The organism is Nonomuraea sp. NPDC049421 (genome assembly GCF_040677005.1).
Taxonomy (GTDB): domain Bacteria; phylum Actinomycetota; class Actinomycetes; order Streptosporangiales; family Streptosporangiaceae; genus Nonomuraea; species Nonomuraea salmonea.
Genome location: NZ_JBFAQA010000006.1, coordinates 341,814 through 368,073 on the forward strand (window position 1 = coordinate 341,814; position 26,260 = coordinate 368,073).

At 70.4% G+C, this 26,260-nt stretch carries 24 protein-coding genes and 1 riboswitch; of the genes, 9 read left to right on the forward strand and 15 right to left on the reverse strand.

What is annotated here, in order from left to right:
- Positions 1-98 precede the first annotated feature (98 nt).
- Positions 99-1,691 carry a heparinase II/III family protein gene (locus AB0K18_RS13800; RefSeq protein WP_364914310.1) on the forward strand — a complete coding sequence of 531 codons (1,593 nt, stop codon included), beginning with the start codon at positions 99-101 and terminating at the stop codon, positions 1,689-1,691.
- Positions 1,692-1,725: 34 nt separating this feature from the next.
- Here the strand turns inward: AB0K18_RS13800 and cimA are convergent, their stop codons facing one another.
- Together cimA and AB0K18_RS13810 are read right to left on the reverse strand one after the other, a co-directional pair.
- On the reverse strand, positions 1,726-3,300 hold the full coding sequence (cimA, locus tag AB0K18_RS13805; RefSeq protein WP_364914312.1) for a citramalate synthase: 1,575 nt from the start codon (positions 3,298-3,300) through the stop codon (positions 1,726-1,728).
- 246 nt (positions 3,301-3,546) lie between these two features.
- Positions 3,547-4,191, reverse strand: a complete 645-nt coding sequence (locus tag AB0K18_RS13810) for a thioredoxin domain-containing protein (protein WP_364914314.1) — start codon at positions 4,189-4,191, stop codon at positions 3,547-3,549.
- Between the two features lie 123 nt (positions 4,192-4,314).
- On the opposite strand from AB0K18_RS13810, the gene AB0K18_RS13815 reads away from it, so the two are divergent.
- The gene (locus tag AB0K18_RS13815; RefSeq protein WP_364914316.1) at positions 4,315-5,298 is read left to right on the forward strand and encodes an aldo/keto reductase; all 984 of its coding nucleotides are present in this window, start codon (positions 4,315-4,317) and stop codon (positions 5,296-5,298) included.
- An 84-nt stretch (positions 5,299-5,382) separates the two neighbouring features.
- Here AB0K18_RS13815 and AB0K18_RS13820 read toward each other — a convergent pair whose 3' ends face one another.
- Together AB0K18_RS13820 and AB0K18_RS13825 are read right to left on the reverse strand one after the other, a co-directional pair.
- Positions 5,383-6,480, reverse strand: a complete 1,098-nt coding sequence (locus tag AB0K18_RS13820) for a branched-chain amino acid aminotransferase (protein ID WP_364914318.1) — start codon at positions 6,478-6,480, stop codon at positions 5,383-5,385.
- A gap of 243 nt (positions 6,481-6,723) precedes the next feature.
- On the reverse strand, positions 6,724-7,770 hold the full coding sequence (locus AB0K18_RS13825) for a 3-isopropylmalate dehydrogenase (protein WP_364914320.1): 1,047 nt from the start codon (positions 7,768-7,770) through the stop codon (positions 6,724-6,726).
- 99 nt (positions 7,771-7,869) lie between these two features.
- A riboswitch (cyclic di-AMP (ydaO/yuaA leader) is annotated at positions 7,870-8,011 on the forward strand.
- A gap of 51 nt (positions 8,012-8,062) precedes the next feature.
- Here AB0K18_RS13825 and AB0K18_RS13830 point away from each other — a divergent pair.
- Positions 8,063-8,692, forward strand: a complete 630-nt coding sequence (locus AB0K18_RS13830) for a C40 family peptidase (RefSeq protein WP_364914322.1) — start codon at positions 8,063-8,065, stop codon at positions 8,690-8,692.
- 492 nt (positions 8,693-9,184) lie between these two features.
- Here AB0K18_RS13830 and serA read toward each other — a convergent pair whose 3' ends face one another.
- Positions 9,185-10,774, reverse strand: a complete 1,590-nt coding sequence (gene serA / locus AB0K18_RS13835) for a phosphoglycerate dehydrogenase (RefSeq protein WP_364914324.1) — start codon at positions 10,772-10,774, stop codon at positions 9,185-9,187.
- Between the two features lie 241 nt (positions 10,775-11,015).
- On the opposite strand from serA, the gene AB0K18_RS13840 reads away from it, so the two are divergent.
- Together AB0K18_RS13840 and AB0K18_RS13845 are read left to right on the forward strand one after the other, a co-directional pair.
- The gene (locus tag AB0K18_RS13840; protein WP_364376439.1) at positions 11,016-11,870 is read left to right on the forward strand and encodes a hypothetical protein; all 855 of its coding nucleotides are present in this window, start codon (positions 11,016-11,018) and stop codon (positions 11,868-11,870) included.
- A gap of 63 nt (positions 11,871-11,933) precedes the next feature.
- Positions 11,934-13,295 carry an MFS transporter gene (locus AB0K18_RS13845; RefSeq protein ID WP_364914326.1) on the forward strand — a complete coding sequence of 454 codons (1,362 nt, stop codon included), beginning with the start codon at positions 11,934-11,936 and terminating at the stop codon, positions 13,293-13,295.
- Positions 13,296-13,301: 6 nt separating this feature from the next.
- On the opposite strand, the gene AB0K18_RS13850 is transcribed toward AB0K18_RS13845, so the two are convergent.
- On the reverse strand, positions 13,302-13,808 hold the full coding sequence (locus tag AB0K18_RS13850; protein ID WP_364914328.1) for a PadR family transcriptional regulator: 507 nt from the start codon (positions 13,806-13,808) through the stop codon (positions 13,302-13,304).
- 88 nt (positions 13,809-13,896) lie between these two features.
- Between AB0K18_RS13850 and AB0K18_RS13855 the strand changes: the two genes are divergently transcribed.
- Both AB0K18_RS13855 and dacB read left to right on the forward strand, forming a co-directional pair.
- Positions 13,897-14,445 (forward strand): DUF1707 and FHA domain-containing protein, encoded by a 549-nt coding sequence (locus AB0K18_RS13855; protein ID WP_364914330.1) that lies wholly within the window; start codon positions 13,897-13,899, stop codon positions 14,443-14,445.
- Between the two features lie 360 nt (positions 14,446-14,805).
- On the forward strand, positions 14,806-16,350 hold the full coding sequence (gene dacB / locus AB0K18_RS13860) for a D-alanyl-D-alanine carboxypeptidase/D-alanyl-D-alanine-endopeptidase (RefSeq protein ID WP_364914332.1): 1,545 nt from the start codon (positions 14,806-14,808) through the stop codon (positions 16,348-16,350).
- 338 nt (positions 16,351-16,688) lie between these two features.
- Here dacB and AB0K18_RS13865 read toward each other — a convergent pair whose 3' ends face one another.
- Genes AB0K18_RS13865 through AB0K18_RS13880 form a run of 4 tightly spaced genes read right to left on the reverse strand, consistent with a single transcriptional unit; the run spans position 16,689 to position 20,021 of the window.
- On the reverse strand, positions 16,689-17,471 hold the full coding sequence (locus AB0K18_RS13865; RefSeq protein ID WP_364914334.1) for an ABC transporter permease subunit: 783 nt from the start codon (positions 17,469-17,471) through the stop codon (positions 16,689-16,691).
- Positions 17,468-18,220: an ABC transporter permease subunit gene (locus AB0K18_RS13870; RefSeq protein WP_364914336.1), complete on the reverse strand. Its 753-nt coding sequence runs from the start codon at positions 18,218-18,220 to the stop codon at positions 17,468-17,470. Before AB0K18_RS13870 ends, AB0K18_RS13865 begins: the two co-directional genes overlap by 4 nt.
- On the reverse strand, positions 18,217-18,969 hold the full coding sequence (locus AB0K18_RS13875) for an ABC transporter ATP-binding protein (protein ID WP_364914338.1): 753 nt from the start codon (positions 18,967-18,969) through the stop codon (positions 18,217-18,219). Before AB0K18_RS13875 ends, AB0K18_RS13870 begins: the two co-directional genes overlap by 4 nt.
- Positions 18,966-20,021, reverse strand: coding sequence for an ABC transporter substrate-binding protein (locus tag AB0K18_RS13880; protein WP_364914340.1), 1,056 nt, complete (start codon positions 20,019-20,021; stop codon positions 18,966-18,968). Before AB0K18_RS13880 ends, AB0K18_RS13875 begins: the two co-directional genes overlap by 4 nt.
- 217 nt (positions 20,022-20,238) lie before the next feature.
- Here AB0K18_RS13880 and AB0K18_RS13885 point away from each other — a divergent pair, with 217 nt between their 5' ends.
- Positions 20,239-21,426 carry an amidohydrolase family protein gene (locus AB0K18_RS13885; protein WP_364914342.1) on the forward strand — a complete coding sequence of 396 codons (1,188 nt, stop codon included), beginning with the start codon at positions 20,239-20,241 and terminating at the stop codon, positions 21,424-21,426.
- On the opposite strand, the gene AB0K18_RS13890 is transcribed toward AB0K18_RS13885, so the two are convergent.
- Complete coding sequence (locus AB0K18_RS13890; RefSeq protein ID WP_364914344.1) at positions 21,391-22,593, reverse strand: helix-turn-helix domain-containing protein; 1,203 nt, start codon at positions 22,591-22,593, stop codon at positions 21,391-21,393. The genes AB0K18_RS13885 and AB0K18_RS13890 overlap by 36 nt on opposite strands.
- An 87-nt stretch (positions 22,594-22,680) precedes the next feature.
- On the opposite strand from AB0K18_RS13890, the gene AB0K18_RS13895 reads away from it, so the two are divergent.
- Positions 22,681-23,607 (forward strand): adenosine deaminase, encoded by a 927-nt coding sequence (locus AB0K18_RS13895; RefSeq protein WP_364914346.1) that lies wholly within the window; start codon positions 22,681-22,683, stop codon positions 23,605-23,607.
- A gap of 94 nt (positions 23,608-23,701) precedes the next feature.
- Here the strand turns inward: AB0K18_RS13895 and AB0K18_RS13900 are convergent, their stop codons facing one another.
- The 4 genes from AB0K18_RS13900 to AB0K18_RS13915 form a co-directional block, all read right to left on the reverse strand.
- Complete coding sequence (locus tag AB0K18_RS13900; protein WP_364914348.1) at positions 23,702-23,947, reverse strand: hypothetical protein; 246 nt, start codon at positions 23,945-23,947, stop codon at positions 23,702-23,704.
- A 245-nt stretch (positions 23,948-24,192) separates the two neighbouring features.
- Positions 24,193-24,960: a type I methionyl aminopeptidase gene (map, locus tag AB0K18_RS13905; RefSeq protein ID WP_364914350.1), complete on the reverse strand. Its 768-nt coding sequence runs from the start codon at positions 24,958-24,960 to the stop codon at positions 24,193-24,195.
- 82 nt (positions 24,961-25,042) lie between these two features.
- Positions 25,043-25,759 carry a siderophore-interacting protein gene (locus tag AB0K18_RS13910; protein ID WP_364914352.1) on the reverse strand — a complete coding sequence of 239 codons (717 nt, stop codon included), beginning with the start codon at positions 25,757-25,759 and terminating at the stop codon, positions 25,043-25,045.
- Positions 25,756-26,160, reverse strand: a complete 405-nt coding sequence (locus tag AB0K18_RS13915; protein ID WP_364914354.1) for a helix-turn-helix transcriptional regulator — start codon at positions 26,158-26,160, stop codon at positions 25,756-25,758. The genes AB0K18_RS13910 and AB0K18_RS13915 overlap by 4 nt, the downstream gene beginning before the upstream one ends.
- Between the last annotated feature and the right edge of the window lie 100 nt (positions 26,161-26,260).

The following is a 26,260-nucleotide window of genomic DNA, read 5'->3' on the forward strand; positions in this document are numbered from 1 at the left end:
TTGTCCCGGAAGGAACTGGCGTGCGCCGGCTCGCGATACCCCTTGCCCTCACGCTCGCATTAGGAGCCCCGGCAGGTCCTGCCCAGGCTGCCGAGACGGTGAAGGACACGGTGCAGGACACGGTGAAGGACAAGGTGACACGGACGGCCGAGTGCCAGGGCGACTGGCTGCCCGCCACGCCGACCGCCGAGGACGTCATGAAGGGCGAGATCTCGCTGGTCGGGCTGCCGGCGTACAAGCTGGGCAAGAAGATCAAGTGGACGGCTAGCCCGTACCGCAACCGCTCATGGGAGTACGTCTTCCAGTCGCTGCGCTGGATGGGCACCCTCGTCGTCCAGTACGAGAACACCGGCGAGCAGCGCTACCTCGACCGCGCCGTCGAGATCACCAAGGACTGGGTGGCGCGCAACAAGTACGGCGCCCGCGGCACCCCCTCGTACGTGTGGAAGGACCACCCGGTCTCGCTGCGCACCCAGCCGCTGCTCTGCCTGAGCAGGCACGTGAACGAGAAGTGGCTCAAGGACAGCCTGGCGGTGCACGCCAAGCTCCTGGCGAACCCGCGGCTGTACAAGAAGGGCCACAACCACGGCATCGACCAGGACATCGCGCTCATGGGCATCGGCTGCCGCTTCGGCCGCAAGGACTGGGCGAACCTGGCCGCCAAGCGCCTGACCGGCACCGTGAAGCTCGACGTGGACGCGCAGGGCGCGCTGATGGAGCAGGCGCCGCGCTACGCCGTCTACGTCTACGGCCGCCTCCAGGTCGCGATGACGAACATGAAGGCGTGCAAGCGAAAGGTGCCGGGCGAGATCTCCCGGCGGACCGAGGCGCTGAAGGACTTCATCGCCCACGCCACGATGCCCAACGGCTACATGGCGCCGCTCGGCGACGGCAGCGCGGAGACCGAGCCCAAGATGGAGACGGGCACGCCGAAGCAGGAGGTCAAGACCTACCGGGCCGGGTACGTCTTCGGCCGCACGAAGTGGGACGACCCCGAGTCGGCGTACTACTCGATCAGGTTCGGCCCCGGCATGAAGTTCCACGGCCACGAGGACCACCTGGGCGTCACCTATTACGCGCAGGGCCGCGACATCCTCATGGACGGCGGCTTCCACTCCTACGAGAAGAGCTCCTACCGCTATTGGACGCTCTCCCCCGAGGCGCACAACGTCCCGACGGTGGTGGGCGCCCGCTTCCGTCCGCGCACGGCCAGCAAGCTCGCCAAGACGTCGTACGGCGAGGACCGCCAGGCGTTCCGGCTGACCGACAAGGCGTACGGAGTGAGCCGTACCAGGTCGGTGCTGGTCGACCACGGGGACGACCTGATGGCGGTGTACGACACGGCCTCGGGCGGCAAGAAGGTGCGCAACATCTGGCGCTTCGCGCCCTCGCTCAAGCTCATATCGAAGGGCGGCGGCAAGGTGGTGCTGGGCGACGGCAAGTTCAGGGTGACGCTGCTGCAGCTCGACGCGACGTGCTCCCGGGTCGGGGGGCAGAAGGTCGAGCGGGGCGGCAAGCTCGGCTGGGTGTCGCCTGCGTACCTGTCGAAGCAGCGGACCAACGTCGTCGTCTCGCCGGCCGCGAAGTCGCTGCTGACGGTGATCGTGCCGGGCACCGACGCGCCGAAGGTGTCGTGCTCGGGCGGCAAGGTCAAGGTGAACGGGGTGTCGTTCGCGGCCAAGGTGCTCTGAGCGTCGGGCCCCTTCCGCAGGGGCCCGGCCTCGGTCAGCAGTCGTGTCCGGCCCGCAGCAGGCCGTACGTGACCGCCTGCTCAAGCGCCTGCCAGGAGGCGTCGATGATGTTCTCCGCCACCCCGACCGTGGCCCAGTCGGCGGTGTCGTCGCTGGAGGTGATGAGCACGCGGGTGACGGCGTCGGTGCCGTGGGCGCCCTCCAGGATGCGGACCTTGTAGTCGACCAGGGCGAGCTTGGCCAGCTCGGGGTAGAGCCGCTCCAGCGCGAGCCGGACGGCCTTGTCGAGGGCGTTGACGGGGCCGTTGCCCTCGCCGGTGGCGACGATGCGCTCGCCCTTGGTGTGCAGCTTGACGGTGGCCTCGCTGACCAGCTCGCCGCCCTTGGTGCGCTCGACGATGACCCGCCACGACTCGACCTCGAAGTGGCGCTTGCGCTCGCCTTCGACGGTGTCGCGCAGCAGCAGCTCGAAGGAGGCGTCGGCGGCCTCGAAGGTGAAGCCCTGCGACTCGAGGTCCTTGACCCGCTCGACGAGCGTCTTGGTGTGCTCGGGGGTCAGCTCGTAGCCCAGCTCGCGGCCCTTGAGCTCGACGGAGGCGCGGCCGGCCATGTCGGAGACGAGCATGCGCATGTCGTTGCCGACCTGGGCGGGGTCGATGTGCTGGTAGAGGTTGGGGTCGACCTTGATGGCGCTGGCGTGCAGGCCGGCCTTGTGGGCGAAGGCGGAGGCGCCGACGTAGGGGGCGTGGGAGTTGGGGGTGACGTTGGTGACCTCGGTGATCGCGTGCGCGATGCGGGTCATGTCGGCCAGCGACTGCTCGGGCACGAGGTCGAAGCCGCGCTTGAGCTGGAGGTTGGCGACGACGGTGAAGAGGTTGGCGTTGCCCGAGCGCTCGCCGTAGCCGTTGGCGCAGCCCTGCACGTGGGTGGCGCCGGCCTTGACCGCGGCCAGCGTGTTGGCGACGGCGCAGCCGGTGTCGTCGTGGCAGTGGATGCCGACGCGGGCGCTCGTACGGACGGCCTCCTGGACGATCTCGGCCAGCTCGTCGGGCAGCATGCCGCCGTTGGTGTCGCACAGGGCGATGACGTCGGCCCCCGCCTCGGCGGCGGTCCTGACGACCTCCAGCGCGTACGCCGGGTTGGACCGGTAGCCGTCGAAGAAGTGCTCGGCGTCGAGGAAGACGCGCTGGCCCTCCGCACGAAGGTGGGAGACCGTGTCGCGGATCATCGCGAGGTTCTCCTGGAGTGTCGTGCGGAGAGCCAGCTCCACGTGCCGGTCGTGGCTCTTGGCGACAAGGGTCACGACCGGCGCGCCGGATTCGCGCAAGGCGGCCACCAGGGGGTCGTCGGCGGCCTGCACACCTGCCCGGCGGGTCGCGCCGAACGCGGTGAGTTGCGCGTGCTTCAGGTCGAGCTCTGTTCGGGCCAGCCTGAAGAACTCGGTGTCCTTGGGGTTGGCGCCGGGCCAGCCCCCCTCGATGAAGCCGACGCCCAGGCCGTCCAGGTGACGAGCGACGGCGAGCTTGTCGGCGACGGTGAGGTTGAGCCCCTCCTGTTGCGCGCCGTCGCGTAGCGTCGTGTCGTAGACGTGGAAGCGGTCGTCGGCCATGAGTCTCTCTTCTCTGCGGAAGCTTCTCTGCGAAGGACGGTTCTCGGGGAAACCCGGGAGAACCCGGGAAAACAAAAAGACCCCTCACGGACGTGAGAGGTCTGCGCGCTGGCGGTGTCCCGGTATCAGCCAGCGCGCCTGCCGATAATGAGCAGACCGTAGAACATGGTGCCGCCCAGTCTGCCACACGGATTCACCATCTGGCACACCGGTCTCACTCCCTGGGACACGGCACGGTGGAGGCGGTCACACCTGGACGCCGATGCCTCCGGTGATCAGGCGCTCGATCGCGGCGGCGTCGAACACCTCGCCGCCCAGCATCTGGCCGTCGAGCAGCACGGTCGGCGTGCCCTCCAGCGGGATCCCGGCCGTCTGCGCCAGGTGCGCCTCCGCGTACGTCTGCGACTTCACGCAGTCGTCCACCGACGCGCCGGCCTTCCTGGCCGCCGCCGACAGCTCCTCGACCGTGAAGCCCGAGGCCACGCCGTGCGGGGCGGGCTGCATGGCGTACACGGCGTCCCTGAAGGCCAGCCAGTTCTCCTCCGGTACGCAGCGCGCGGCCGCGGCGGCGCGGACGGAGTTGGAGCGCATGGGTTCGTCCCGGAAGATCGTGACGGTGTGGAAGACGACCTTCACCTTGCCCTCCTTGGCCAGGCGCTGGATCGTCGCATCGACCTTGGTGTGCATGTCCTTGCACACCGGACAGTCGAAGTCCTCGAACACGTCGAGCACAGGAGCGTCGCTGCCCAGGTCGGCCAGGATCATCGACCCGTCCGCCTGCCTGCTCAGCTGCACCCCGTCGGACGACGCGCCGGGCTGGGAGAACGCCAGCACCCCGAGTACGGCGATCGCCGCGAAGGCCGCCACGACCGCCATCAACCGCTTCTTCATGAGCCCACTCTCACCTTTATCGATCGCGCAGACCCTATCGGAAGCGGAGACAACCGCCTTCACGCGCGTACGGCCCCGGCGCGCCGGGCAGGTTCGTCTGCGGGGGATGAAGGGGGATCAGCCATGCGATACGTGACACTGGGCCGCGACGGCCCGACGGTCTCGGCCCTGGGGTTCGGCGCCATGACGCTGGCGCCCAGGGTGTACGGCGACGTGAGCGAGCCGGAGGCGACGCAGGCGCTCCTGGCGGCGCTGGACGTGGGCGTCACGTTCGTCGACACCGCCGACATCTACGGCGCCGGGCACAGCGAGACCCTGATCGGGCGGGTGCTGCGGGGCCACAGGGACGAGGTGGTGCTGGCCACGAAGTTCGGCGGGAACTCCGACGATCAGGGCAGGCTGGTGCCGGGCATGGGCCGGCCCGAGTACGTCCGCAGGGCCCTGGAGGCCAGCCTCGACCGCCTGCGTACGGACCGGATTGACCTCTACTACCTGCACAGACTCGACCCCACGACGCCCATCGAGGAGACGATGGGCACGCTGGCCGAGCTGGTCCAGGCCGGAAAGATCCGGTACGTCGGCCTGTCGGAGGTGTCGGCGGCGACGCTGCGGCGGGCCTGCGCGGTCCACCCGGTGACCGCCCTGCAGACCGAGTACTCGCTGTTCCACCGCTACCCCGAACAGGACGTGCGCCCGGCCTGCGACGAGCTGGGCGTCGGGTTCGTGGCCTACAGCCCGCTCGGGCGCGGTCTGCTCGGCGGCACGATCAGGGGCAGGGGGTCGCTGGAGGAGGGCGACTGGCGCCGGGGCAACCCGCGCTTCCAGGAGGGCAACCTGGACCGCAACGTGGAGCTGGCCGACGCCGTGGCGGGCCTGGCCGGCGAAGTGGGGCTGCCTGTGGCGCAGCTCGCGCTGGCCTGGCTCGTGCACCGCGGCACCGTGCCGATCCCGGGGACGCGCCGGGCGGAGAACGCGCGGGCCAACGCCGCGGCCGCCGACGTCACCCTCGACGAGGAGACGGTACGGCGGCTCGAGGCGCTGGTGCCGCCGGGCGCGGTGGCAGGCGAGCGCGGCAACGCCGCCTACCTGGCCAACCTCGACACCTGAGCGGACGCGGGCCCGGGCGACCCCGCGCAACCCGGCCTGGGGCCGGGGCGGGCGTCAGGTGTCCCGCGCTCCCGCGTGCGGGCGTCAGGCGATCTTGTGGACCCAGTTGTGGGTGTCGGGGCGGGCGCCGTACTGGATGCCGACCAGTTCCTCGCGCACCCGCATCGTGACCGGGCCAGGCGTGCCGTCGCCGATCGTCCACGAGCGGTCGGCGCCCTTGACCGTGCCGACCGGCGTCACCACGGCCGCGGTGCCGCACGCGAACACCTCGGTCAGCTCGCCGCTCTCGCAGCCGGCCTGCCACTCCTCCACGCTGACCAGCCGCTCCTCGGTCTCCAGGCCGAGGTCGCCGGCCAGCTCCAGGATCGAGTCGCGGGTGATGCCGGGCAGCAGCGTGCCGGTGAGCGCGGGAGTGACGAGCTTGCCGCCGATGACGAAGAACAGGTTCATCCCGCCCATCTCCTCGACGTAGCGGTGCTCGTGCGCGTCGAGCCAGACGACCTGGTCGCAGCCGTTCTCGACGGCCTGCCGCTGCGCGACGAAGGCCGCTGCGTAGTTGCCGCCGCACTTGGCGAAGCCGGTGCCGCCGGGCGCGGCCCGCGTGTACTCGGTGGACAGCCACACGGAGACGGGCTTGATGCCGCCGGTGAAGTAGGAGGCCGCCGGAGAGGCGATCACCATGTACCGGTACGTCTTCGACGGGTAGTTGACCCCGAGCCCCGCCTGCGTGGCGATCATGAAGGGCCGCAGGTAGAGGCTGTGCCCCTCGGTGGTGGGCACGTACCCCTTGTCGGTGGTGACGAGCAGTTCGAGCGACTCGACGAAGGTCTCCTCGGGCAGCTCCGGCATGGCCATGCGCTGGGCGGAGCGGTTGAAGCGGGCGGCGTTGGCGTAGGGGCGGAACGTCACGATCGAGCCGTTGACCTGCCGGTACGCCTTGAGCCCCTCGAAGAGCTCCTGGGCGTAGTGGAAGACCGCGGTGGCCGGGTCGAGGACGAGCGGCCCGTACGCCTCGAGACGCGCGTCGTGCCAGCCCTTGCCCTCGGTGAAGTCGATCGAGATCATGTGATCGGTGAAGACCTGCCCGAACCCGGGGGTCGCCAGTACCTGCTCCCGCTCGGCCGCGGTGCGAGCATGGTCGGAGAGCTGCACGTCGAAGCTGAGCTTCTGAGCGATGGTCATGACGTCGGTCCTTCTCTCTGCGATCTACCGAAAACTACCGGAAGCTGCCCGCTGCCTGCGGTTCTGCGACTGCCGCGAGAGGCGGCCGCGCTGGGAGGCAGTCCGTACTTCCTATTGTCTCGCTATATGGGATGGCAAGGGGTCAACGGGGGATATAGCCCCCATTTCTCCCTACAGGGACACGAAAAAGCGCCCGGCAGTCCGCTCAGGGCCGCCGGGCGCTCGTGATCGGGCTAGGCGGTCCTAGCCGGATACTCGCGCGGTGATGTCGTCGCCGATCTGCTGCGTGCCGCGCGGGGCGGAGCCCGCGACGCGCGCCGCGATGTCGTCGGCGACGGCCTGCTCCACCCTGGCCGCCTCGGCGCTCAGGCCGAGGTGGTCGAGGAGCATGGCGACGGAGAGGATGGTCGCGGTCGGGTCGGCCTTGCCCTGGCCCGCGATGTCGGGCGCGCTGCCGTGGACCGGCTCGAACATGCTGGGCGCGGCGCCGTCCGGGTTGATGTTGCCGCTGGCGGCCAGGCCGATGCCGCCCGCGATGGCGGCGCCGAGGTCGGTGATGATGTCGCCGAAGAGGTTGTCGGTGACCACCACGTCGAAGCGCTCGGGCTGGGTGACGAAGAACATCGAGGCCGCGTCGATGTGGGAGTAGTCGACGGCGATCTCGGGGTAGTCGGCGGCGACCCGGTTGACGGTGCGCTGCCACAGGTCGCCCGCGAAGGTGAGGACGTTCGTCTTGTGGACGAGCGTGAGCTTCTTGCGCGGGCGCGACTGAGCTTTCTCGAAGGCGTAGCGGACCACGCGCTCGACGCCGTGTGCGGTGTTGAGCGACTCCTGCGTGGCGATCTCGTGCGGGGTGCCGCGGCGCATGGCGCCGCCGGTGCCGGCGTAGAGGCCCTCGGTGCCCTCGCGGACGACGATCATGTCGATCTTCTCGGGCGGGGTGTCGGCCAGCGGGGTGCGCACGCCGGGGAACAGCTTGACCGGGCGCAGGTTGACGTAGTGGTCGAACTCGAACCGCAGCCGCAGCAGCAGGTCGCGCTCCAGGACGCCGGGCGGCACGCTGGGGTCTCCGACGGCGCCGAGCAGGATGGCGTCGTAGCCGCGCAGCTCGTGGAGCACCGAGCCGGGCAACGTCTCGCCGGTGCGGTGATAGCGCGCGGCGCCCAGGTCGTAGTGGGTGGGCTCGATCTTGGTGCCCACGGCCTCCAGGACCTTGAGCCCTTCTGCGACGACCTCGGTGCCGATGCCGTCACCGGGGATGACAGCCAGGCGGATGTTACGCGACTCCATGGGCGGTACCTTACCGGCTCGTCTCGACTGACGAACACATCATCTCATTTTCCGGACGTCCGATTTTGCATGTATTGCGACCTTTTGACCGATTCGTTAGAGTCCGTCAGGCCTAATCCACGCAGCAGGTGCGTGGAGCCGGGGACCCACCTCTCCCCCAGGGGCGAATCGGCTTCGCCGTAGGGCTGTCTTCCAGGCCCGAGCCCGTCAGCTAACCCGGTCGGCCGCATGGAAGGACAGACCCCTGTCTCGTATTGCCATAGCCCTGGCGGGTGTCGCCGCCGGGCTCATCGTGTGCCCCCCTCCGGCCTCCGCCGCGCCGACGCCCGTCGGCCCCGGTGAAAGCCGTCACTCCCCCGACACGAACGCCGGCCCCGGCACGAAATCCGGCCCCGGCACGAAATCCAACCAGGGCACGAACGCGGCCGGCTCGATCACCCTGACCGGCCCCGAGGTCAAGCGCATCCAGCAGGAGCGCGCGCCCAAGCCGGCCTGGAAGACCGCCCTCAGGTTCGCGATGCACCAGCGCGGCATCCCGTACGTGTGGGGCGGCACCAGTCGCAGCGGGTACGACTGCTCCGGGCTCATGCTCAGGGCATACCAGAAGGCGGGGATCCACCTGCCGCGCACCGCCGCCGAGCAGTACAACGCGTTCTCCCGGAAAATCAGCTGGAACCATCTCAAGCCCGGCGACCTGGTCTTCTTCAGCGGACTCGGTCACGTGGGCATGATCTCCAAGCCCGGCTACATGGTGCACGCGCCGCACTCGGGCGACGTGGTGAAGGAGGAGAAGCTCTCCGAGTGGCGCCGGCAGGCGTTCGTCGGAGCGGTCAGGCCCGACCGCAAGGGCGTCCGTCAGTGGCGCGAGCTGCAGAAACGGCGCGATGACCCCGCTCCGTCGATGCTGACCGCGACCCTCTGACCTGACACCACCCGGACGAGCGGCCCCGTGCGAACGAGCGCGGGGCCGTTCTGGGCTCACCTGCTCTGGGGGGCTCCACCGTTGTCACGCCGGTCGAGGGCCATCTGGACGGCCTCGGCCGCCTCGTCCTCTTGGTCCTCGGCACGGTTGTAGGCATACATCTCGTACATGTGGCTCATCTCGCTTCGCGGACGTGTTCCTGAGAAAGGGGGGAAGCCGGACTCCGGTCGCGAGCCCGACCGGGCCTGAATCTCGTGGTCCGGGTCACGGACCGGACGAAGGGACTTGACGGCCGACGCATACGCCGCTCACCGCGGCGGGTCGTCGACCTGCCCTAACAGGCCCCGCCGCGGCAGGTAATGAGTACGAGAACCTGGCGCATCACCGGCTACAGTACCCGAGGACAGTGCTTGGATATCCTAGTATCTCGCATGCTGAGACGCGAAAGGGCCGCCACCCGAAACGGGTGACGGCCCTGCGCAGGTCAGAGGGTCAGTCCTCCAGGTCGACCGAGCGGCCGCTCTCGGCGCCGATCTCGGCGCCGATCTGCTCGACCACCTCGGCCGGGATCGCCGAGTCGACGGTCAGCGCGATGAGCGCCTTGCCGCCCTTGACGTCGCGGGCCACCTGCATCGAGGCGATGTTGATGCCGTGCTCGCCGAGCAGCCGGCCGACCACGCCGACGACGCCGGGGCGGTCGGTGTAGGTGTAGAAGCACAGGTGGGCCGTCGGCTCGATCTCCATCTCGAAGCCGTTGACCTCGACGATCTTGGTGATCTGGCGCGGCCCGGACAGCGTGCCCGACACCGAGACCGTGCGGCCGTCGGCCAGCACGCCGCGCACGGTCACCAGGTTGCGCCAGTCGGGGCTCTCGGAGCTGGTGACCAGATCGACCGCGATGCCGCGGTCCTTGGCCAGCAGCGGCGCGTTGACGTAGGTGACCTGCTCCTCGACCACGCCGGCGAAGACGCCCTTGAGCGCGGCCAGCTCGATCACCCGCACGTCCTGGGCGGCGATCTCGCCGCGCACCTCGACGTCGAGCTTGGTGGCCACCTCGCCGGCCAGCGCGGTGAAGACCCGGCCCAGCTTCTCGGCCAGCGGCAGGCCCGGCTTGACGTCCTCGGCCACGGCGCCGCCCTGGACGTTGACCGCGTCGGGCACGAACTCGCCCGCGAGGGCCAGCTTCACGCTGCGCGCGACCTGGGTGCCGGCCTTCTCCTGGGCCTCGTGGGTGGAGGCGCCGAGGTGCGGCGTGACGACGACCTGGTCGAGCTCGAACAGCGGGCTGTCGGTGCACGGCTCCTTGGAGAAGACGTCCAGGCCGGCTCCCGCGACCCGGCCCTCCTTGATCGCCGCGTAGAGGGCGCCCTCGTCGACGATGCCGCCGCGCGCGACGTTGACGATCCGCACGCTGGGCTTGACCTGGTGCAGCTCACGGTCGCCGATGAGCCCGACCGTCTCCTTGGACTTGGGCAGGTGGACGGTGATGAAGTCGGCCTGCCTGAGCACCTCGTCGAGGCTGACCAGCCGGACGCCCATCTGCGCGGCGCGGGCCGGCGGCAGGTAGGGGTCGTAGGCGATCAGCTCGACCCCGAACGGCGCCAGCCGCTGGGCCACGAGCTGGCCGATCTTGCCGAGGCCGAGGATGCCGACGACCTTCTCGTCGAGCTCGACACCGGTGTACTTCGAGCGCTTCCACTCACCGTTCTTCAGCGCGGCGTGGGCCTGGGCCGTGTTGCGCGCGCTGGCCAGGATGAGCGCGATGGTCTGCTCGGCGGCGCTGGTGATGTTGGAGGTCGGAGCGTTGACGACCATGACGCCGGCCTTGGTGGCCGCCTCGACGTCGACGTTGTCGAGGCCGACCCCCGCACGGGCGACCACGCGCAGCTTGGGCGCGGCGGCGATGGCCTCGGCGTCGACCTGCGTGGCGGAGCGGACGATGAGCGCGTCAACGTCGGCGAGGGCGGGCAGCAGCTGGGAACGGTCGGCGCCGTCGGTGTGGCGGACCTCGAAATCAGCGCCGAGTACGGCGAGACCGGCCTCGGACAGCTCCTCTGCGACCAGAACGACGGGCTTGTTCACTGGTGTGGATCCTTAAGGCAGGGCGGGCTTGGGAGGGACACGTCCACGGATCCCCCCGGCGGTCCCACAGAGTCTATCGGGCGCTTGTGAACGCGTTCACGAGGGACTCACGATGTGAGACGGGAGGCCCTGTACCCAGCAGAGTGGAAAGTCATCCACGCCGCTCCCATCTTTGTCTTGATCGGGAGATTTATTCGCCATTAGCCTGATAAGCCGTGGCCGACTACCTATGGTTCGTCATATGAGCATCGGGAATCCTGCGCTTGCCGACGTGCTCGCCCAGCATGGCACTCCGCACCGCCTGCTGGGCGCTCTTGCCGACGGTGGAGTCCTGGTGGCAGTGCGACCAGATCGTTCCGTGGTCCTCGGGACCACTCAAGTAGGTGACCGGGTTCTGCTGGGCTACACCAGCGCCGCCACCTACGCCCGGCACCGCGGAAGCCATTCGCTGTCGGCCTGCGACGCCGACACCATCCTGGACATCCAGCGCGTCACCGGCGTACGCGAGATCGTCATCGACGCGGCAGGCCCGGCCGCCGCGGCCGTGCCCATCGACGATCTCCAACGCTTCCTCACCACGACGCGCACGGGGCCCACGCCCGTGCTGTCGGGGGCGGCGCCCGCCGCCTACGCCACGGGCGCGATGGCCACCGTGTCACGCGGCGCCGCGCTCGCGCAGGTGGCTCCCCCGTCGCCCGAGGCCCCCGCGCTGCCGTGGGTGCCCGCGCCGCGGCCGCACCTGTCGGGGCCGATGCAGCAGGTGGACCCCGGCTACCGGCGGTGCACGCATCCGATCCTGCCCGCGCTGCGGCAGGCCATCGCGTACCTGCTGATGGACTTCCCGCTGGTGCACCACGTCTGGATCAGCGAGGCGCGCACGGCGTCCGGCGCCCCAGGGATCATGCTGCACGTCAAGGTGCACATGTCCGCGGCCGAGGACGTCGTACGCGACCTGCACCGCCTCGTACGCGCCCGGCTGCCGCAGTTCGCCGCCTCAGGGGCGCCGATCCTGATGGCCAGGGTCGCCGACGCGCGCAGCGAGCGCCGGATGATCGAGATCGGCGCGCACGTGGTCTGCGCCAGCGTCAACGACTGACCGGCGGAGGGCCCGCGAAAGTGGGCCCTCCCCAACAGGCCCTCACTCGGTTTCAATGAGGTCATGATCACACCGGGGGTGGGCACGGCCACCGTCCCGAAAAGCGTGCGGTTCGGCTATGGGATCGGGTCGTTCTGCACCTCGACCGTCAACGCGGTGCCCGGCCTGCTGCTGCTGTTCTACATGACGAACTTCCTCGCGGTGCCCGCGTGGCTGGCCGGTGTGGTGGTGACCGCCCCCAAGATCTGGGACCTGATCATCAACCCGCTGGTCGGGCGCTGGTCGGACCGGACCGTCTCGCGCTGGGGGCCGCGCCGGCCCTGGCTGCTCGCCGGGGCGTGCACGCTGCCGGTCGCCTTCTTCCTGGTGTTCGCCGGGCCGCCGCTGACCGGGGTGCCCGCCGCGCTGTACGTCGGCGCCTGCTTCATGGCCACGGCGACCGCGTACGCGCTGTTCGAGGTGCCGTACAAGGCGATGCCCGGCGAGATGACGCACGACTACCACGAGCGCACGGCGCTGCTGCAGTGGCGGATGGTCTTCATCGGCGCGGCCACCGCGATCAGCGGCGTGCTGGCGCCGGCCATCGCCACCAGCGACGGCGAGCACGGCACGCTGAGCAGCTACCGGACGATGGGCCTGACGATCGCGGTCATCATGCTCGTCGCCATGCTCGCCTCGTTCCTCGGCACCGCCCGCGCCCCCATGACGGGAGCGCCGGAGCCGGACCGCGGCGGGTGGCGCGAGCAGTTCGCGGCGATCAAGGGGAACCCGGCGTTCGTCTGGCTGACCGTGCTGGCCTGCACGCAGATGCTGGCCGTCAGCATGATGCTGGCCGCCGCGCCTTACTTCGCGACGTACACGCTCGGCTCGTCGGGGGCCACGCAGACGCTCTTCGCCGCCCTCGTCGGGCCGATCCTGCTGACCATGCCGCTGTGGGTGCGGCTGGCCAAGCGCCTCGACAAGCGCGGCGCGATGGTGCTGGCCACGGTGATGTTCGGCGGCGGCACCACGGCCGCGATCGCCACGCCGCTGTTCGGCTCGGTGTGGGCGCACCTGTGGATCCTGCTGGTCGGCGTCGGCTACGCAGGGGTGCAGTTGCTGCAGTTCTCGATGCTGGCGGACGTCATCGCGGCCGACGCTGCGGAGACCGGCAAGCGGCGGGCCGGCGTGCTGACCGGGTTGTGGACGGCCATCGAGAGCGGGGTGAGCGCGTTCGGCGCGCTGATCTTCGGCGTGGTGCTGACGATCGGCGGGTTCATCGAGTCGGAGCCGAGCCGGCCGGTCGAGCAGCCGGAGAGCGCGGTGACCGCCGTCCTCATCGGGCAGACCGTGATCCCCGCGCTGATCATCTTCTCCTCGGTGCTGATGGTCATGAAGTACCGGCTCAAGGCGCCCGCCGCGCCGGCCCCCGCCGGCGCCGAGTGACCACCGTCAGGTCCTCCCCTTCGCCACGGCCTCGCAGTGGTCGAGCCAGCGCAGCTCCGCCTCGGCCTTGAAGATCAGCGAGTCGAGGACGAGGCGCTGCGCGAGGCCCTCGCCCGCCCTGCGCTTGGCCCTCGTGTGCTCCTGCAGCGCGCGCATGGTGGCCTCCCGCTGGGTCTGGAGGACGGCGGCGACGTCCACGCCGCCGGCCACCGCCATGGCGATCTTGATGGTCAGCTCGTCCCTGGGGCGGTCGGTGGGGGCTACCGGGGTGCCGTACCAGTGCTCCAGCTCGCGCCGGCCGGGCTCGGTGATCGTGTAGATCGCGCGGCCCTGCTCGTCGGAGCCGCCGGGGGCGACCAGCCCGTCGCGCTCCAGCCGGGCCAGCGTCGTGTAGACCTGGCCGATGTTGAGCGGCCACGTGCCTCCCGTGGACGCCTCGAACTCCACCCTGAGCTGGTAGCCGTAGCGGGGTCCGCCACTGAGCAGGGCGAGCAGTCCGTGCCTGATCGACATGGATACTGACTATGCATACTGAGTATGCTTATCGCAACTGATCCCCGTATTCTGGACAGCGACCGAGGTTCAGGCCGATACTCGCTCTATGAGCTCCACTCATCCGCCCTCTCGCGCCTCAGATGGGGAACGTGACCGTGCGATCGATGAGCTCAGAGACCGCGCCGTCGAGGGCCGCATCTCCCATGACACCTTCGTGGGCCGGGTCGACCAGGCGCTGCGGGCGCGCAGCAGGCACGAGCTCGACGAGCTCGTGGCCGACCTGCCCCGGCGGCCCACCCTCCGGCAGCGGCTGACCGACGCCGTCGCGTCCGTCTCGGAGTTCACCACCCGCCTCCAGGCCGCCTGGCGGCGGCCCCGGCTGCCCCGGCTCGCGCTGCCCGACGACGACCGGCTGCGGTACGTGGTCGGGCGCGGGTCCGCGTGCGATCTCGTCCTGTCCGATCTGACCGTCTCCCGCGTGCACGCCGAGCTGCGGCGCGAGAGCGACGGCGAGTGGATGCTGGTCGACCTCGGCTCGCTCAACGGCACCCGCCTCAACGGCTGGCGCCTGGTGGGTCCCGCACGCGTGAAGTCAGGCGACGAGGTCGCCTTCGGCGACTGCGGCTTCCTCGTCACCGCCCAGCAACCTACCTGACGACCCGCACACACGCCCGCCGGCCGCGCCGACGGCCGGCCGACGGACGGGCCGACGGACGGGCCGACGGACGGGCCGACGGCCGGCCGACGGACGGGCCGACGGACGGGCCGACGGACGGGCCGGCGGACGGGCCGGATGGGCGAGGGACAACGGGTCTCACCACCCCGGCGCACGCCGTTCGGCCGCACGCCGTTCGGCCGCACGCCGGCTGGGGAGGCGGGCCGGGTGGGCGAGGGCCGGCGGGGGTTGGCGGGTTTCACAACGGTGGAGGCGCGGATAAATACGGATATTTGCGGATTACAGGCTGCCTGCGCTGAATCATGCTCTTCTGCGATCCCCCAGTCACTTGGAGACCCCATGCGGCGCACCTCAGCATCCCTCGTCGCGGGCGCGCTCGTCGCGGCCCTCGCGTGGGCGTCAGGCCCCTCCTCCCCCGCCGTCGCGCTCGACCCGTCCGTGGGCGTGGCGGACCTCACCCAGGACATCAACCAGATCCTCAGCGACTCCCGGCTGACGATCGCCCGGGCGGGCGTCGTGGTCGAGAGCGCCGAGACCGGCGAGGAGCTGTACGCCACCGACGCGGGCAAGCTCCTCATCCCCGCGTCCAACACCAAGCTGTTCACCTCGGCCGCCGCCGCGGAGACGCTCGGCCTCGACTACCGCTTCCCCACCACCGTGCTGAGCACCGGCCGCAAGGCGGGCGCCGTGCTGACCGGTGACCTGGTGCTGCGCGGCACCGGCGACCCGACCATGCTCGCCGAGGACTACGAGGCGCTGGCCGCCCAGGTCGCGAAGGCGGGCGTCAAGGTCGTCACCGGCAAGCTGGTGGCCGACGACACGTGGTTCGACGGTCAGCGGCTCGGCAACGACTGGGCGTGGGACGACGAGACCGCCTACTACGCCGCCCCGATCTCGGCGCTGACCGCCTCCCCCGACCGCGACTACGACGCGGGCTCGGTGGTCGTGACGGTGTCGGCGAGCGGCGGCAAGGTCAAGGCGACCACGACGCCGGAGACCGACTACCTGAAGATCGTCAACAAGGCCACGGTGGGCGACCAGACGAACGTGCTCATCGAGCGGCGGCACGGCACCCGTACGGTGGTCGTCACCGGCACGGTCGCGGGCTCGTACCAGGAGTGGGTGGCGGTCGACGACCCCACCGCGTACGCCGCCTCGCTCTTCCGCAAGGGCCTGAGCAAGCACGGCGTCAAGGTGCTCGGCCCGACCGAGGCGGGCGCGGCGCCGGCGAGCGCCAAGAAGCTGGCCGAGCACGAGTCGATGCCGCTGGGCGAGCTGCTGGTGCCGTTCATGAAGCTGAGCAACAACATCCACGCCGAGATCCTCACCAAGGCGATGGGCCGCAAGGTGTCTGACCAGGGCACGTGGTCGGCCGGACTCAAGGTCACGACCGACTTCGCCAAGGCGAACGGCGTCGAGCTGCTCAACATGCGGGACGGATCTGGGCTGTCGCGGCGTGACGGCTTCTCGCCGGCCTCGATCGTGCAGCTCCTGTCGTCCGTACGCGGCAAGCCCTGGTTCTCGACCTGGTACGAGTCGCTGCCCATCGCCGGCAACAGCGACAGGTTCACCGGCGGCACGCTGCGCAGCCGCATGCAGGGCACGCCCGCGGCGAACAACGTGCACGCCAAGACCGGCTCGCTGACCGGGGTCACCGCGCTGTCCGGTTACGTGACGAGCGCGGACGGCGAGCCGCTGATCTTCTCGATCATGCTGAACCAGTACCTGTCGGGCTCGCCGAAGGACATCGAGGACAAGATCGCGGTCCGGCTGGCCCAGTTCTCACGGACGGCGGCGGTCGCCGACACCACGCAGCTCCGTGCGGCGGAGGGCGCCCCGGCGGGCGACCTCGAGTGCTCCTGGATGAAGCCGGCCTCCTGCTGACCGGAGAAAACCCCCCGGCGGCCGACCGCAGACGCGCGGAAGGCCGCCGGGGTTTACCGAGGTGAGGACGGCTGTCATCACGATTCGGCTACTTGGAGCTCCAGATTAGTCGGCTATTTCCCTACAAATGCGGCCCAGCCAGGACAGAATTTGACATTGAGCGTCCTTCTGGCCCGCCCGCCGACGCTCACGCAGACCATGGGAGCGAACGGGCTTTCACCGGCCCCACCCCGAGCCGGTATCCCACCGCACGCCCAAGCGCTCCCCTTCGGGCGGACCCGGCCGCGCCTCCCCCCGCACACAGGACCGCGGCCGGGTCCGCATAACACGAGTCAGGCTCATGACCCTTGGGGCCGGTCGGAGAAGCGGGCGAGGACCAGCGACTCGACGACGCCGACCACCGCGTACGCCACGATCGACACCCCCGTGACCACGACGATCTCCGCCCACACCTCGTCGTAGCGGAACCCGCCGATCGCCCGCAGGATCTCGGCCCCGATGCCCTCGCCGGTGGCCAGCCACTCGGCGATGAGGGCGCCGATGATCGAGGCGGGCACGGAGATGCGGGCCGAGGCGAAGACCGAGGGCATCGCGGTCGGCACCGCCACCTTGCGCAGCACGGTCATCCGCGTGCCGCCGTACGCCATGATCAGGTCGGTCGCCTGCGGCGAGGCCGAGCGCAGGCCGAAGGCGATGTTCACCAGCGCGGGGAAGAACACCACGATGCCGCCGATGACCGCCACCCCGAGCAGCTCACGCCCGAAGATCAGCGTGATCAGCGGCGTCATCACGACCAGCGGCACCGAGCGCAGCAGCATCGCGACCGGCATGAACGTCTGCTCGACGGTCCTGAACAGCACGAACAGCACGGCCACCACCGTCGCGGCGACCATGCCGGAGACGAAGCCGACGGCGGCGTCCCTGACCGTGATGCCCAGCGCGCCGAACACCGCGTCCCTGTGTTCCTGCGCGGAGGTCAGGTACTCCCAGACCTGCGGTGGCCGTTTGCCCACCAGCGGGCTGATGCCGAACGCCTCAAGCGCCAGCCACCACCCGGCCACGACGATCACAACCGAGGGCGCGAGCGGGCCCACGATGCGCAGCACGGTACGCCCGATCACTGGGCGGCCTCCCCTCGCGACCACGGCGTGACGACCTTGGCGACCAGCGCGACGATCGCGTAGCCGAGGCCCGCGATGAGGCCGGCGACCAGCGCGAGCCCCCACGTGCGCGGCACCTGGAACTGCTGCTGCGAGATCATCAGGGAGACGCCGAGCCCCTGGTCGTTGCTGCCGAGGTACTCGCCGATGATGGCGCCCAGCAGCGCGGACGGCGCCGAGATCTTCAGCCCGGCGAACGTGCTGGGCAGCGCCGCGATGATCTGGACGTAGCGCAGCCTGGCCAGTCGGCCGCCGCCGTACACGGTGACGAGGTCGAGGCTCGCCCGGTCGGCCGAGCGCAGCCCGAGCAGCGCGCCGATGAGCGTGGTGAAGAAGACGGAGATGGCGGCGAGGAACACCACGGTCGCGTCGCCGCCGAAGACGACGAGCACGATCGGCCCGATGGCGAGCAGCGGGACGCAGTAGCTGATCACCGCGAGCTGCGTGGCGACGGCCTCAAGCCGAGGCACGAGCAGCACCAGCAGGGCCACGGCGATGGCCAGTCCGTTGCCCCACAGGAAGCCCTGGAAGGCGGCCGAGAGGGTGGCGGTGGCGTTGGGGCCGTAGAAGGACCAGCCGTCGCCGGCCATGGAGGCCAGCACCGCGGGCGGGGTGGGCACCGCGCCGCCGTCGGCGAACACGGTGGCGGCCAGCAGCCACCACAGCGCGACCAGGAGGACGACGCCGATCAGGCCCTGGATCCGCCTCATGAGCCGTGCCCGAACAGCAGGTCGCTGAGGTGGTCGTGGAGGGCGTGGAACTCGGGCGTGCGCATCATCTCGGGTGTACGCGGGCGGGGCAGGTCGATCTCCACCAGCTCGATGACCCGGCCGGGACGCGGGCTCATGACGGCGACCACGTCCGACAGGAAGACGGCCTCGCCGATGCCGTGGGTGACCATGAGCGTGGTGGCGGGCTTCTCCGTCCAGATGCGCAGCAGCTCCAGGTTGAGGCGCTGGCGGGTCATGTCGTCCAGGGCGCCGAACGGCTCGTCGAGCAGCAGCACGCTGGGCTTGACCACCAGCGCGCGGGCGATGGAGACCCGCTGGCGCATGCCGCCGGACAGCTCCGACGGCCGCGCCTTCTCGAAGCCCTCCAGGCCGACGAGCTTGATGAGGTCCTCGATCACGCCCGGCTCCGGCTTGAGGCCGGCCACCTCCAGCGGCAGCCGGATGTTGGCGGCGACGCTGCGCCAGGCCAGCAGCGCGGAATCCTGGAAGGCGATGCCGAGGTGGTGGCCCTTGCGCAGCTGCTGCGGCGTCTCGCCGTTCACCAGGATCTCGCCGGTGGTGGGCTCCTCCAGGCCGGCGAGGATGCGCAGCACCGTGGACTTGCCGCAACCCGACGGGCCGAGCAGTGACAGGAACGAGCCCTTCGGCGTCTGGAGATCGACGTCCTGGACGGCGGTCAGCCCCTTGCCGAACGTCTTGCTCAGCCCGGTGATGCCGATGCCGCTCATGACAGCTTCAGGCTCGGGTCCGCCTGGTAGACCTCGTCGAGGATCGACAGGTCGAAGAGCTGCTCGGCCTTGATGGTGAGGCCGGCCTTGGCCAGCGAGGAGATGTTCTCCTCGATCAGCTCCGGCGTCATCGTGAACAGGCCGTTCTTCTTGGCGTCGGGGGTCACGACCAGGTCGTTCTGCATCTTGGCCTCCTCCGTCTGCTCCTTGACGTCGAGGTTCTGGTCCTTGCCGTAGACGGTGGCGGCCAGCTCGGCCGACTTGGCCGGGTCGGCGACGGCGTCCTTCCAGCCCTTGATCTCGGCGGTCAGGAACGCCTTGAGTTTGTCGCGCTCGTTGTCGATGGTCTCCTGGGTGACCGTGAACGTCTCGGCGACCAGGGGCAGGCCCGCGTCGGCGAGCAGCAGATATTCGGGGTCGTGGCCCTGCAGGCGCAGGTTCACCGGGCCGCTGGTGACGAAGCCGACGTAGCCGTCGAGCTGGCCCGAGGTGAGCATCGACGGGTCCGACTGGAACGGCACCCTGGTGACGCTGGCGTCGTCGAGGCCGTTGGCCTTGAGCAGCGCGTTCCAGACCAGCTCGTTGGAGTCCTGGACGCCGATCCGCTTGCCGGCGAGGTCCTTGGCCTCCTTGATCGGGTTCTTGCTCAGCGAGATGACCGCGAACGGGTTCTTCTGGAACGTCGCGCCGACGATCTTCAGCGGGGCGCCCTGGAGGATGGCGGGCGCGGTGATCGTGGGCGCCGACAGGCCCGCCCAGCAGCGGCCGGTGGCCAGGCCCGACTCGACGGAGGTGCCGGAGCCGCCGCCGGACAGCAGCTCGACCTGCGTGAACCCGGCCGCTTTGTAGTAGCCGTTGGTGTCGGCGAAGTACTCGCCGGCGAACTCGACGTTCTTCTTCCAGGAGAGCTGCAGCTTGACCGCCCCGAAGCCGTCGCCGCCGGAGGAGGAGCCGGACGTGGCGGTGCCGTTGTCGCCGCAGGCGGCCAGACCGAGCGCAAGACCGGCCAGACCTGTCGTCCGCAGGAACGCGCGACGGTCGAAGGTAGCCATAATTCTCCTTGAACGGCGGTGAACCAGCAGGTCAGGACGGTATCTATCGATTATTACCATCGTGTGACGGTCATTTCGGACAGCGGGCGGAAGCGGGCACCGCCTACGCGCAAGGCGGGAAAACCGCTGGCGGCCCCTGTAGGTCCCTACGAGAGCGCCCGGCGAGGACCGTAGATCCCTCCAGCCGCCCGGCGGCTCCGGTAGCGTCGAGCGGGAAATGAGACTCGACGGAATCCCCCTTTGGGACGGTACCGAATATCGCGGCCCTGTCGACCTGACGTGGGAGCCCGACCGGATCACCGGCGTCGGCCCCGCCCAGGCCGGGCATACCGACCTGTGCGTGCTGCCCGGCCTGGTCGACACGCACGTCCACCTCGTCGGCCACGCCGGCGACGGCACGCCGCCCGACTTCGCGACGTGGCCGCTCACCACCACCCGCGACGAGCAGGTGCTGCACGGCGTCGCGCACGCCCAGCGGGCCATGCGCCACGGCGTCACGACGCTGCGCGACCTGGCCGGCGACGAGGCGCAGATCGCGCTGCGGCGGGTCTTCGACGCCGGGGTGCTGCCGGGGCCGCGCATCCAGGTGCACGGCGTGGTGGGGATGACCGCCGGGCACAACGACCTGTTCGTGCCGCCCGCCGTGCCGTCGCCGCTCAGGAAGCCGGTCGCCGACGGTCCCGACGAGTGCCGCAAGCTCGTCCGCACCTGGGCCAGGGCGGGCATGGACGGCATCAAGCTCACGACCAGCGGCGGCGTGCTGTCCATGGGCGACAAGAACGCCTGGCGCAACTACACCCGAGCCGAGATCAGGGCGGTGGTGGACGAGGCCCACGCGCTCGGCATGCCGGTCGCCTCGCACGCCCACTCCGAGGAGGGCATCCGCGTCGCGGTCGAGGAGGGGGTCGACTCGATCGAGCACGGCACGCTGCTCAGCCGCGACCTGGCCGAGACGCTGGCCGCGCGGGGCACGCCCGTGGCGCCGACGCTGCTGATCAACGAGGCCATCGCCGAGGGCCGCGTCCCGGTGACGCCCGAGGCCAGGGCCAAGGCCGCCGAGCTGGTCGCCACCCGCGACGTGCTGCTGGCCCAGGCCGCCGCGCTGGGCGTGCGGTTCGTGCTCGGCACCGACGCCAACGGCCACCACGTGCAGTTCGGCGACCAGCTCGCCGAGGTCGTGCACATGACGCGCATCCTCGGCATGGACGCGGAGTCGGCGCTGCGCGCGGCCACCTCCGACGCGGCCGACGCGCTCGGCATGCCGGTGGGCCGGATCAAGGAGGGCCTGGGCGCCGACCTGGTCGTGCTGCGCGGGCGGCCCTGGGAGACCATCCAGGACCTCGCCACGGAGAACATCGTGGCCGTCGTGTCACGGGGCCGCGTCGTCGCGGGCCGCCTGCCCTGAGCCCTGACCTGAACCCTGACCTGAGCCCTGTCCTGAGCCCTGTCCCGAGCCCTGTCCCGAACGCAGCGCCAGGTACAGGTCCGTACGGTCGCGCATCGACGACATGTGCCGCCCGGTCAGTTCCTCGATGCGCTGCATCCGGTAGCGCAGGGTGTTGACGTGCACGTACAGCTCGTCGGCGGTGCGCTGCCAGGAGCCGCACGTCTCCAGGAACGTGTCCAGCGTGCGCAGCAGCTCCGAGCCGTGCCGGGCGTCGTACTCCTCGACGGGGCCGAGCAGGTGGTCGCGGAACGAGCGGCGGGTGGTCGCGGGCAGCGCGGCCAGCAGCAGGTCGAAGCTGTCGATGTCGGCCAGCGACATGATCGAGACAGGGCCTGGGCCGCTGCGCGCCGACTCCATGCCGCGCCTGGCCGTCTCCAGCGCCTCGCCGAGCTGGGAGACGCTGGCCGCCATCTCGCTGATCCCGGCCGCGATGCTGGTGCCGGGACGCGCGGCGATCAGGGCGCGCAGCTCGTCGGCCAGGCTCTTGCGCGAGGCCCGGCCGTTGACCAGCACCACCGCCTCGTGCGGGGTGCCGCCGACGACGAGGTGGCGGCCCTTCCTGGCCAGCCCTTCGTGCAGCAGCTCGGGCAGGTCCAGCTCGGGCCCGCCGGTCAGGGTGACCGCCATGGCCGCCGTGGGCAGGCCCGGGTCGGCGCCGAGCAGCCGCAGGTGGGCGGAGACCTCGCCGGGCGGAATGCGGCCGAGCACGTCGAGCAGGGTCTGCGCCCTGACCCGCTCGGCCCTGCGCTGCTCGGCGGCGAACCCCTCGGCGGTCACCACCTCCGTGATCGCGCCGAACGCCTGGTCGGGCGCGGCCAGCAGGAGCGGCAGGCGGCGCAGCTCGCACGCCTTGACCAGCTCGGCCGGCAGCTCGCCCAGCACGATCAGGCCGACGACCAGGCCGGCGGCGTCGCTCGCCCACAGCGCGTCGGCGAAGCGCTCGCAGTCGGACGGCTCGGCGTACCAGACGCCGCTGGTCAGGACGAGGTCGCCGGTACGCAGGTAGCGGCGGGGATCGGGCAGGTCGGTCGGGTAGGCGCGCAGGACCTCTCTGTCGAGGGCGTCGGCACCGGTCACCAGCGTCAGCCTGAGGTCCTCGCGTGCCAGCAGATCCCTCAGCCTCATGAAATCTGATGTTATGCCAGCTCAAGGGGTGAGAGTTCAGAGGTTCGCACGATACCTCCGCTCCGACGGGTCCGGTTTACTCGTGTCATGCGTCCCAAAGCGGAACTCCACCTGCACATCGAGGGCACCCTCGAACCCGATCTCGTCGTCGAGCTGGCCAGGCGTAACCGGATCGAGCTGCCGACGTACGACGTGGAGGCCATCCGCGCGCGGTACTCCTTCACGAGCCTGCAGTCGTTCCTGGACGTGTACTACGAGAACCTGGCCGTGCTCCGCACGGAGCAGGACTTCTACGACCTGGCCGCCGCCTACCTGCGCAGGGCGGCGGCTCAGGGGGTGCGGCACGCGGAGATCTTCTTCGACCCGCAGGCGCATCTGAGCAGGGGCGTGCCGCTCGAGGTGGTGTTCGGCGGGCTGTCGGCGGCGCTGAAGGACGGTGACGTGCCGGCCGCGCTCATCCTGTGCTTCCTCCGCGATCGGGGGCCGGAGGAGGCCGAGCGGGTGCTGCGGGCGGCGCTGCCGTTCCGTGAGCGGTTCATCGGGGTGGGGCTGGACTCGGCGGAGGTGGGCCATCCGCCGTCGTTGTTCCGCAAGGTGTTCGAGATCGCCGCCGCCGAGGGGCTGCACCGGGTGGCGCACGCGGGCGAGGAGGGCGGGCCCGACTACGTGTGGGAGGCGCTGGACGTGCTGCGCGTCGAGCGGGTGGACCACGGCATCAGGGCGATGGAGGATCCGCAGCTCGTGGCCAGGCTGCGGGCCGAGCGCATCCCGCTGACGGTGTGCCCGCTGTCGAACGTGCGGCTGCGGGTGGTGCCGTCGCTGCGCGACCACATCCTGCCCGCGATGCTGGACGAGGGCCTGCTCGTCACCGTCAACTCCGACGACCCCGCCTACTTCGGCGGCTACGTGGAGGACAACTACGCGGCGCTGAGCAGGGAGCTGGGGATGAGCGACGACCAGCTCGACAGGATCGCGCGCAACTCGTTCGAGGCTTCTTTTGCGTACGAAGGGTGAGCACGGGTGAGCACGGGTGAGCACGGGGCGAGCACGGGGCGAGCATGGCGAAGGGGCCCGCCCTCAGTGGGCGGGCCCCTTCGTGCGTGTCCCGTCAGCCGCTCAGCACGGACGAGAGGAGCTGGTTCAGGAGGTCCAGGTCGAGGATGTCGTTGTCCTCACCGAAGTTGTTCCACTCGCCGAAGTCCCACTTGGCATCGTCCTTGCCGTGGTTCGGGCCAGGAAGGATGCGAGCCTGAGAAGACTCGGCCGTGACGACGGGCGACGCGGCGAGCGCGGTGCCTCCGAACATGACCATCCCGCCGACGAGCCCGGCCAGGACGAGTCCCTTGCGATACATAGTGTTTCCCCCTGATACCTCTCGACTACTCTCCGTAGCTATCGGAGGAAGATCTGCCCCTCGCCCAAGTTCGACAAACACCCATATTTTCGCTGTTGACCAGGACGAATACGGCGTCTGGCCGAACGAATACCGGAGATCACCTCGCTTGACGAGCAGGTGTGCCCCGATGAACCCGAGCGGCCTTCACCCTTGCCGATTCGTGACCGCGCGGCGGGGGCCGCGGAGATCGTACAAGCGGGCTTTCACGGACAAGTCAGAATGACCGGCCCGTCCTCGGTGATGGCGACCGTGTGCTCGACGTGCACGCTCCTGCTGCCGTCGCCCGAGCAGACCGACCAGCCGTCGTCGGCCATGTAGTAGTCGCTGCCGCCCCCGGCCATCAGGCTGGGCTCGATGGCGATCACCAGACCAGGCCGCAGCCGCAGGCCGCGCCCGGGACGGGCCTCGTTGGGCACCCATGGTGACTCGTGCATGGCCCGGCCGATGCCGTGGCCGCCGAAGTCGTTCTGCATGCCGTAGCCGGCGCCGCGGCCGACCGTGGACATCGCGTGGCCGATGTCGCCCATCTTGCCGCCCGGCCGCGCCGCCTCGATGCCCGCGCCGAGCGTCTCCTCGGCGACCTTGATCAGCTTGAGGTCCTCGGCGCGCGGCGTGCCGACGGTGAAGCTGACCGTGCCGTCGGCGTGCCAGCCGTCCACGTACGCCGCGCAGTCCACGCTGATGAGGTCGCCGTCGCGCAGCCGGTACTGCGTCGGCAGCCCGTGCAGCATCACCCCGTTGACGGAGGTGCAGATGACGCCGGGGTAGGGGGTGGCGCCGAAGGACGGGTGGTAGCCGAGGAACGACGCCCCCGCCTTCGCCTCCTCGATGACGGTGCGCGCCACGTCGTCGAGGCGTTTCAGCGTCACCCCGATGCCGGCCTCCGCCCGCGTGGCGGCGTGCACGGCGGCCACGACCCGGCCCGCCTCGCGCATGGCGGCGATCTCCCCGGCTGACTTGAGCTCGATCACGACTCCTCCTAAGCGATAACTATACCGGTATTATTATCACGCTCCATGGGTATGACGACACCGGGGAGGAGTCACGTGCCGATCAGTCCAGCCCCTTCCTGCCGGGCGTCCAGAAGGGCTTCGTCCGCACGTCCCTGCGCTGCCAGCCGCGCTCGTTCACCAGGTGGGCGCGGACGGCCTGGATCGTGCGGGCCTCCCCCGCGAGATAGGCGACGCCAGGCTCGTCCGGCAGGTCCAGCTTGCCGACCGCCTCCAGCAGGGTCGGGGACGAGGCCGCCGGTGCGCCGCTCCTGCACACCTCGACCAGGTCGCGGGGCAGCCGGAGATGGTCGCCCGGACTCTCGGCCTCCACCACGCCGTACGCCGCGGCCTCCCCGGGCAGCGCCCGCAGCATCGCCCCGAACGCCACCGAGGCCGTCTCCTCCCCCGCGAACAGGTGGTAGGGCGCCTCGGGACGCAGCACGAAGCCCCCCTCGGGACGCATGAAGGAGATCGCCCATCCGGGCTCCGCGTTCCTGATCCAGGCGGTCCCCGGCGCGTCGCCGCCGTGGTCGTAGCCGATCAGGTCGATCGCCTTCCGCTCGGGGTCGTGCCGCCAGATCGAGTACGTCCGCAGCACGCCGCCCAGCGGGCCCCCTTGGCCGACGAGCAGCCGTACGTGCTGGCCCGGCGTCCAGCTCAGCTCGGCCGCGACCGCGATCCTGATCCGCCGCATGCGCGGCGCGACCTGCTCGGTCTCGGCCACCTGCCCCGTGACCAGCCACCGGTCGATCAGCCGGCGCGCCAACGGCCTGCTCATGACGACCTCCGCTCGGCGTCGATGCGCTCGATGCGGCGGCGGGCGTCCACGAAGACCTCAAGCACGCCCTCGACCACGCGCGGGTCGCCGTGGGCGCGCGCGAGCGTCTTCACCGCCGCCTTGACCAGGCGCAGGGCCGGGCCGACGATCTCGGCGGCCTCAGGCTCGCCGAACATCCCCCACTGGCTCCTGCTGGCGGCGCGGCCCCACAGCCGCTCGATCTCCTCCCGCTGCTCCTCGACCAGCCGCAGGCCGGCCTCGGTGGCGTGGTGCACCTTGCGCCCGCCCTCGGCGGGCTCGGCGCGGACGAGGCCCTCGTCCTCCAGGAGCTGGAGCGTGGGGTAGATCGAGCCGGCGCTGGGCTCGTAGGTGCCGTTGAAACGGTCGGCGAGGCGGGTCATGAGCTGTTGACGCGCTCCCCGGCGTGAACGCCGGGGATTCAGCCTGTGCCGTGTGGTGTCACGCGGCACTTCTGCGGCTTCCTGTTTCATCGACCGTGCC

Coding starts and splice junctions, on each gene's coding strand:
- dacB (WP_364914332.1), top strand. CDS start 14,806: ATGCGGCGCACCTCAGCATCCCTCGTCGCGGGCGCGCTCGTCGCGGCC.
- AB0K18_RS13855 (WP_364914330.1), top strand. CDS start 13,897: ATGAGCTCCACTCATCCGCCCTCTCGCGCCTCAGATGGGGAACGTGAC.
- AB0K18_RS13875 (WP_364914338.1), bottom strand. CDS start 18,969: ATGAGCGGCATCGGCATCACCGGGCTGAGCAAGACGTTCGGCAAGGGG.
- AB0K18_RS13895 (WP_364914346.1), top strand. CDS start 22,681: ATGCGTCCCAAAGCGGAACTCCACCTGCACATCGAGGGCACCCTCGAA.
- AB0K18_RS13915 (WP_364914354.1), bottom strand. CDS start 26,160: ATGACCCGCCTCGCCGACCGTTTCAACGGCACCTACGAGCCCAGCGCC.
- AB0K18_RS13870 (WP_364914336.1), bottom strand. CDS start 18,220: ATGAGGCGGATCCAGGGCCTGATCGGCGTCGTCCTCCTGGTCGCGCTG.
- AB0K18_RS13845 (WP_364914326.1), top strand. CDS start 11,934: ATGATCACACCGGGGGTGGGCACGGCCACCGTCCCGAAAAGCGTGCGG.
- AB0K18_RS13840 (WP_364376439.1), top strand. CDS start 11,016: ATGAGCATCGGGAATCCTGCGCTTGCCGACGTGCTCGCCCAGCATGGC.
- AB0K18_RS13815 (WP_364914316.1), top strand. CDS start 4,315: ATGCGATACGTGACACTGGGCCGCGACGGCCCGACGGTCTCGGCCCTG.
- cimA (WP_364914312.1), bottom strand. CDS start 3,300: ATGGCCGACGACCGCTTCCACGTCTACGACACGACGCTACGCGACGGC.
- AB0K18_RS13820 (WP_364914318.1), bottom strand. CDS start 6,480: ATGACCATCGCTCAGAAGCTCAGCTTCGACGTGCAGCTCTCCGACCAT.
- AB0K18_RS13900 (WP_364914348.1), bottom strand. CDS start 23,947: ATGTATCGCAAGGGACTCGTCCTGGCCGGGCTCGTCGGCGGGATGGTC.
- AB0K18_RS13885 (WP_364914342.1), top strand. CDS start 20,239: ATGAGACTCGACGGAATCCCCCTTTGGGACGGTACCGAATATCGCGGC.
- AB0K18_RS13890 (WP_364914344.1), bottom strand. CDS start 22,593: ATGAGGCTGAGGGATCTGCTGGCACGCGAGGACCTCAGGCTGACGCTG.
- AB0K18_RS13880 (WP_364914340.1), bottom strand. CDS start 20,021: ATGGCTACCTTCGACCGTCGCGCGTTCCTGCGGACGACAGGTCTGGCC.
- AB0K18_RS13825 (WP_364914320.1), bottom strand. CDS start 7,770: ATGGAGTCGCGTAACATCCGCCTGGCTGTCATCCCCGGTGACGGCATC.
- AB0K18_RS13910 (WP_364914352.1), bottom strand. CDS start 25,759: ATGAGCAGGCCGTTGGCGCGCCGGCTGATCGACCGGTGGCTGGTCACG.
- AB0K18_RS13810 (WP_364914314.1), bottom strand. CDS start 4,191: ATGAAGAAGCGGTTGATGGCGGTCGTGGCGGCCTTCGCGGCGATCGCC.
- AB0K18_RS13850 (WP_364914328.1), bottom strand. CDS start 13,808: ATGTCGATCAGGCACGGACTGCTCGCCCTGCTCAGTGGCGGACCCCGC.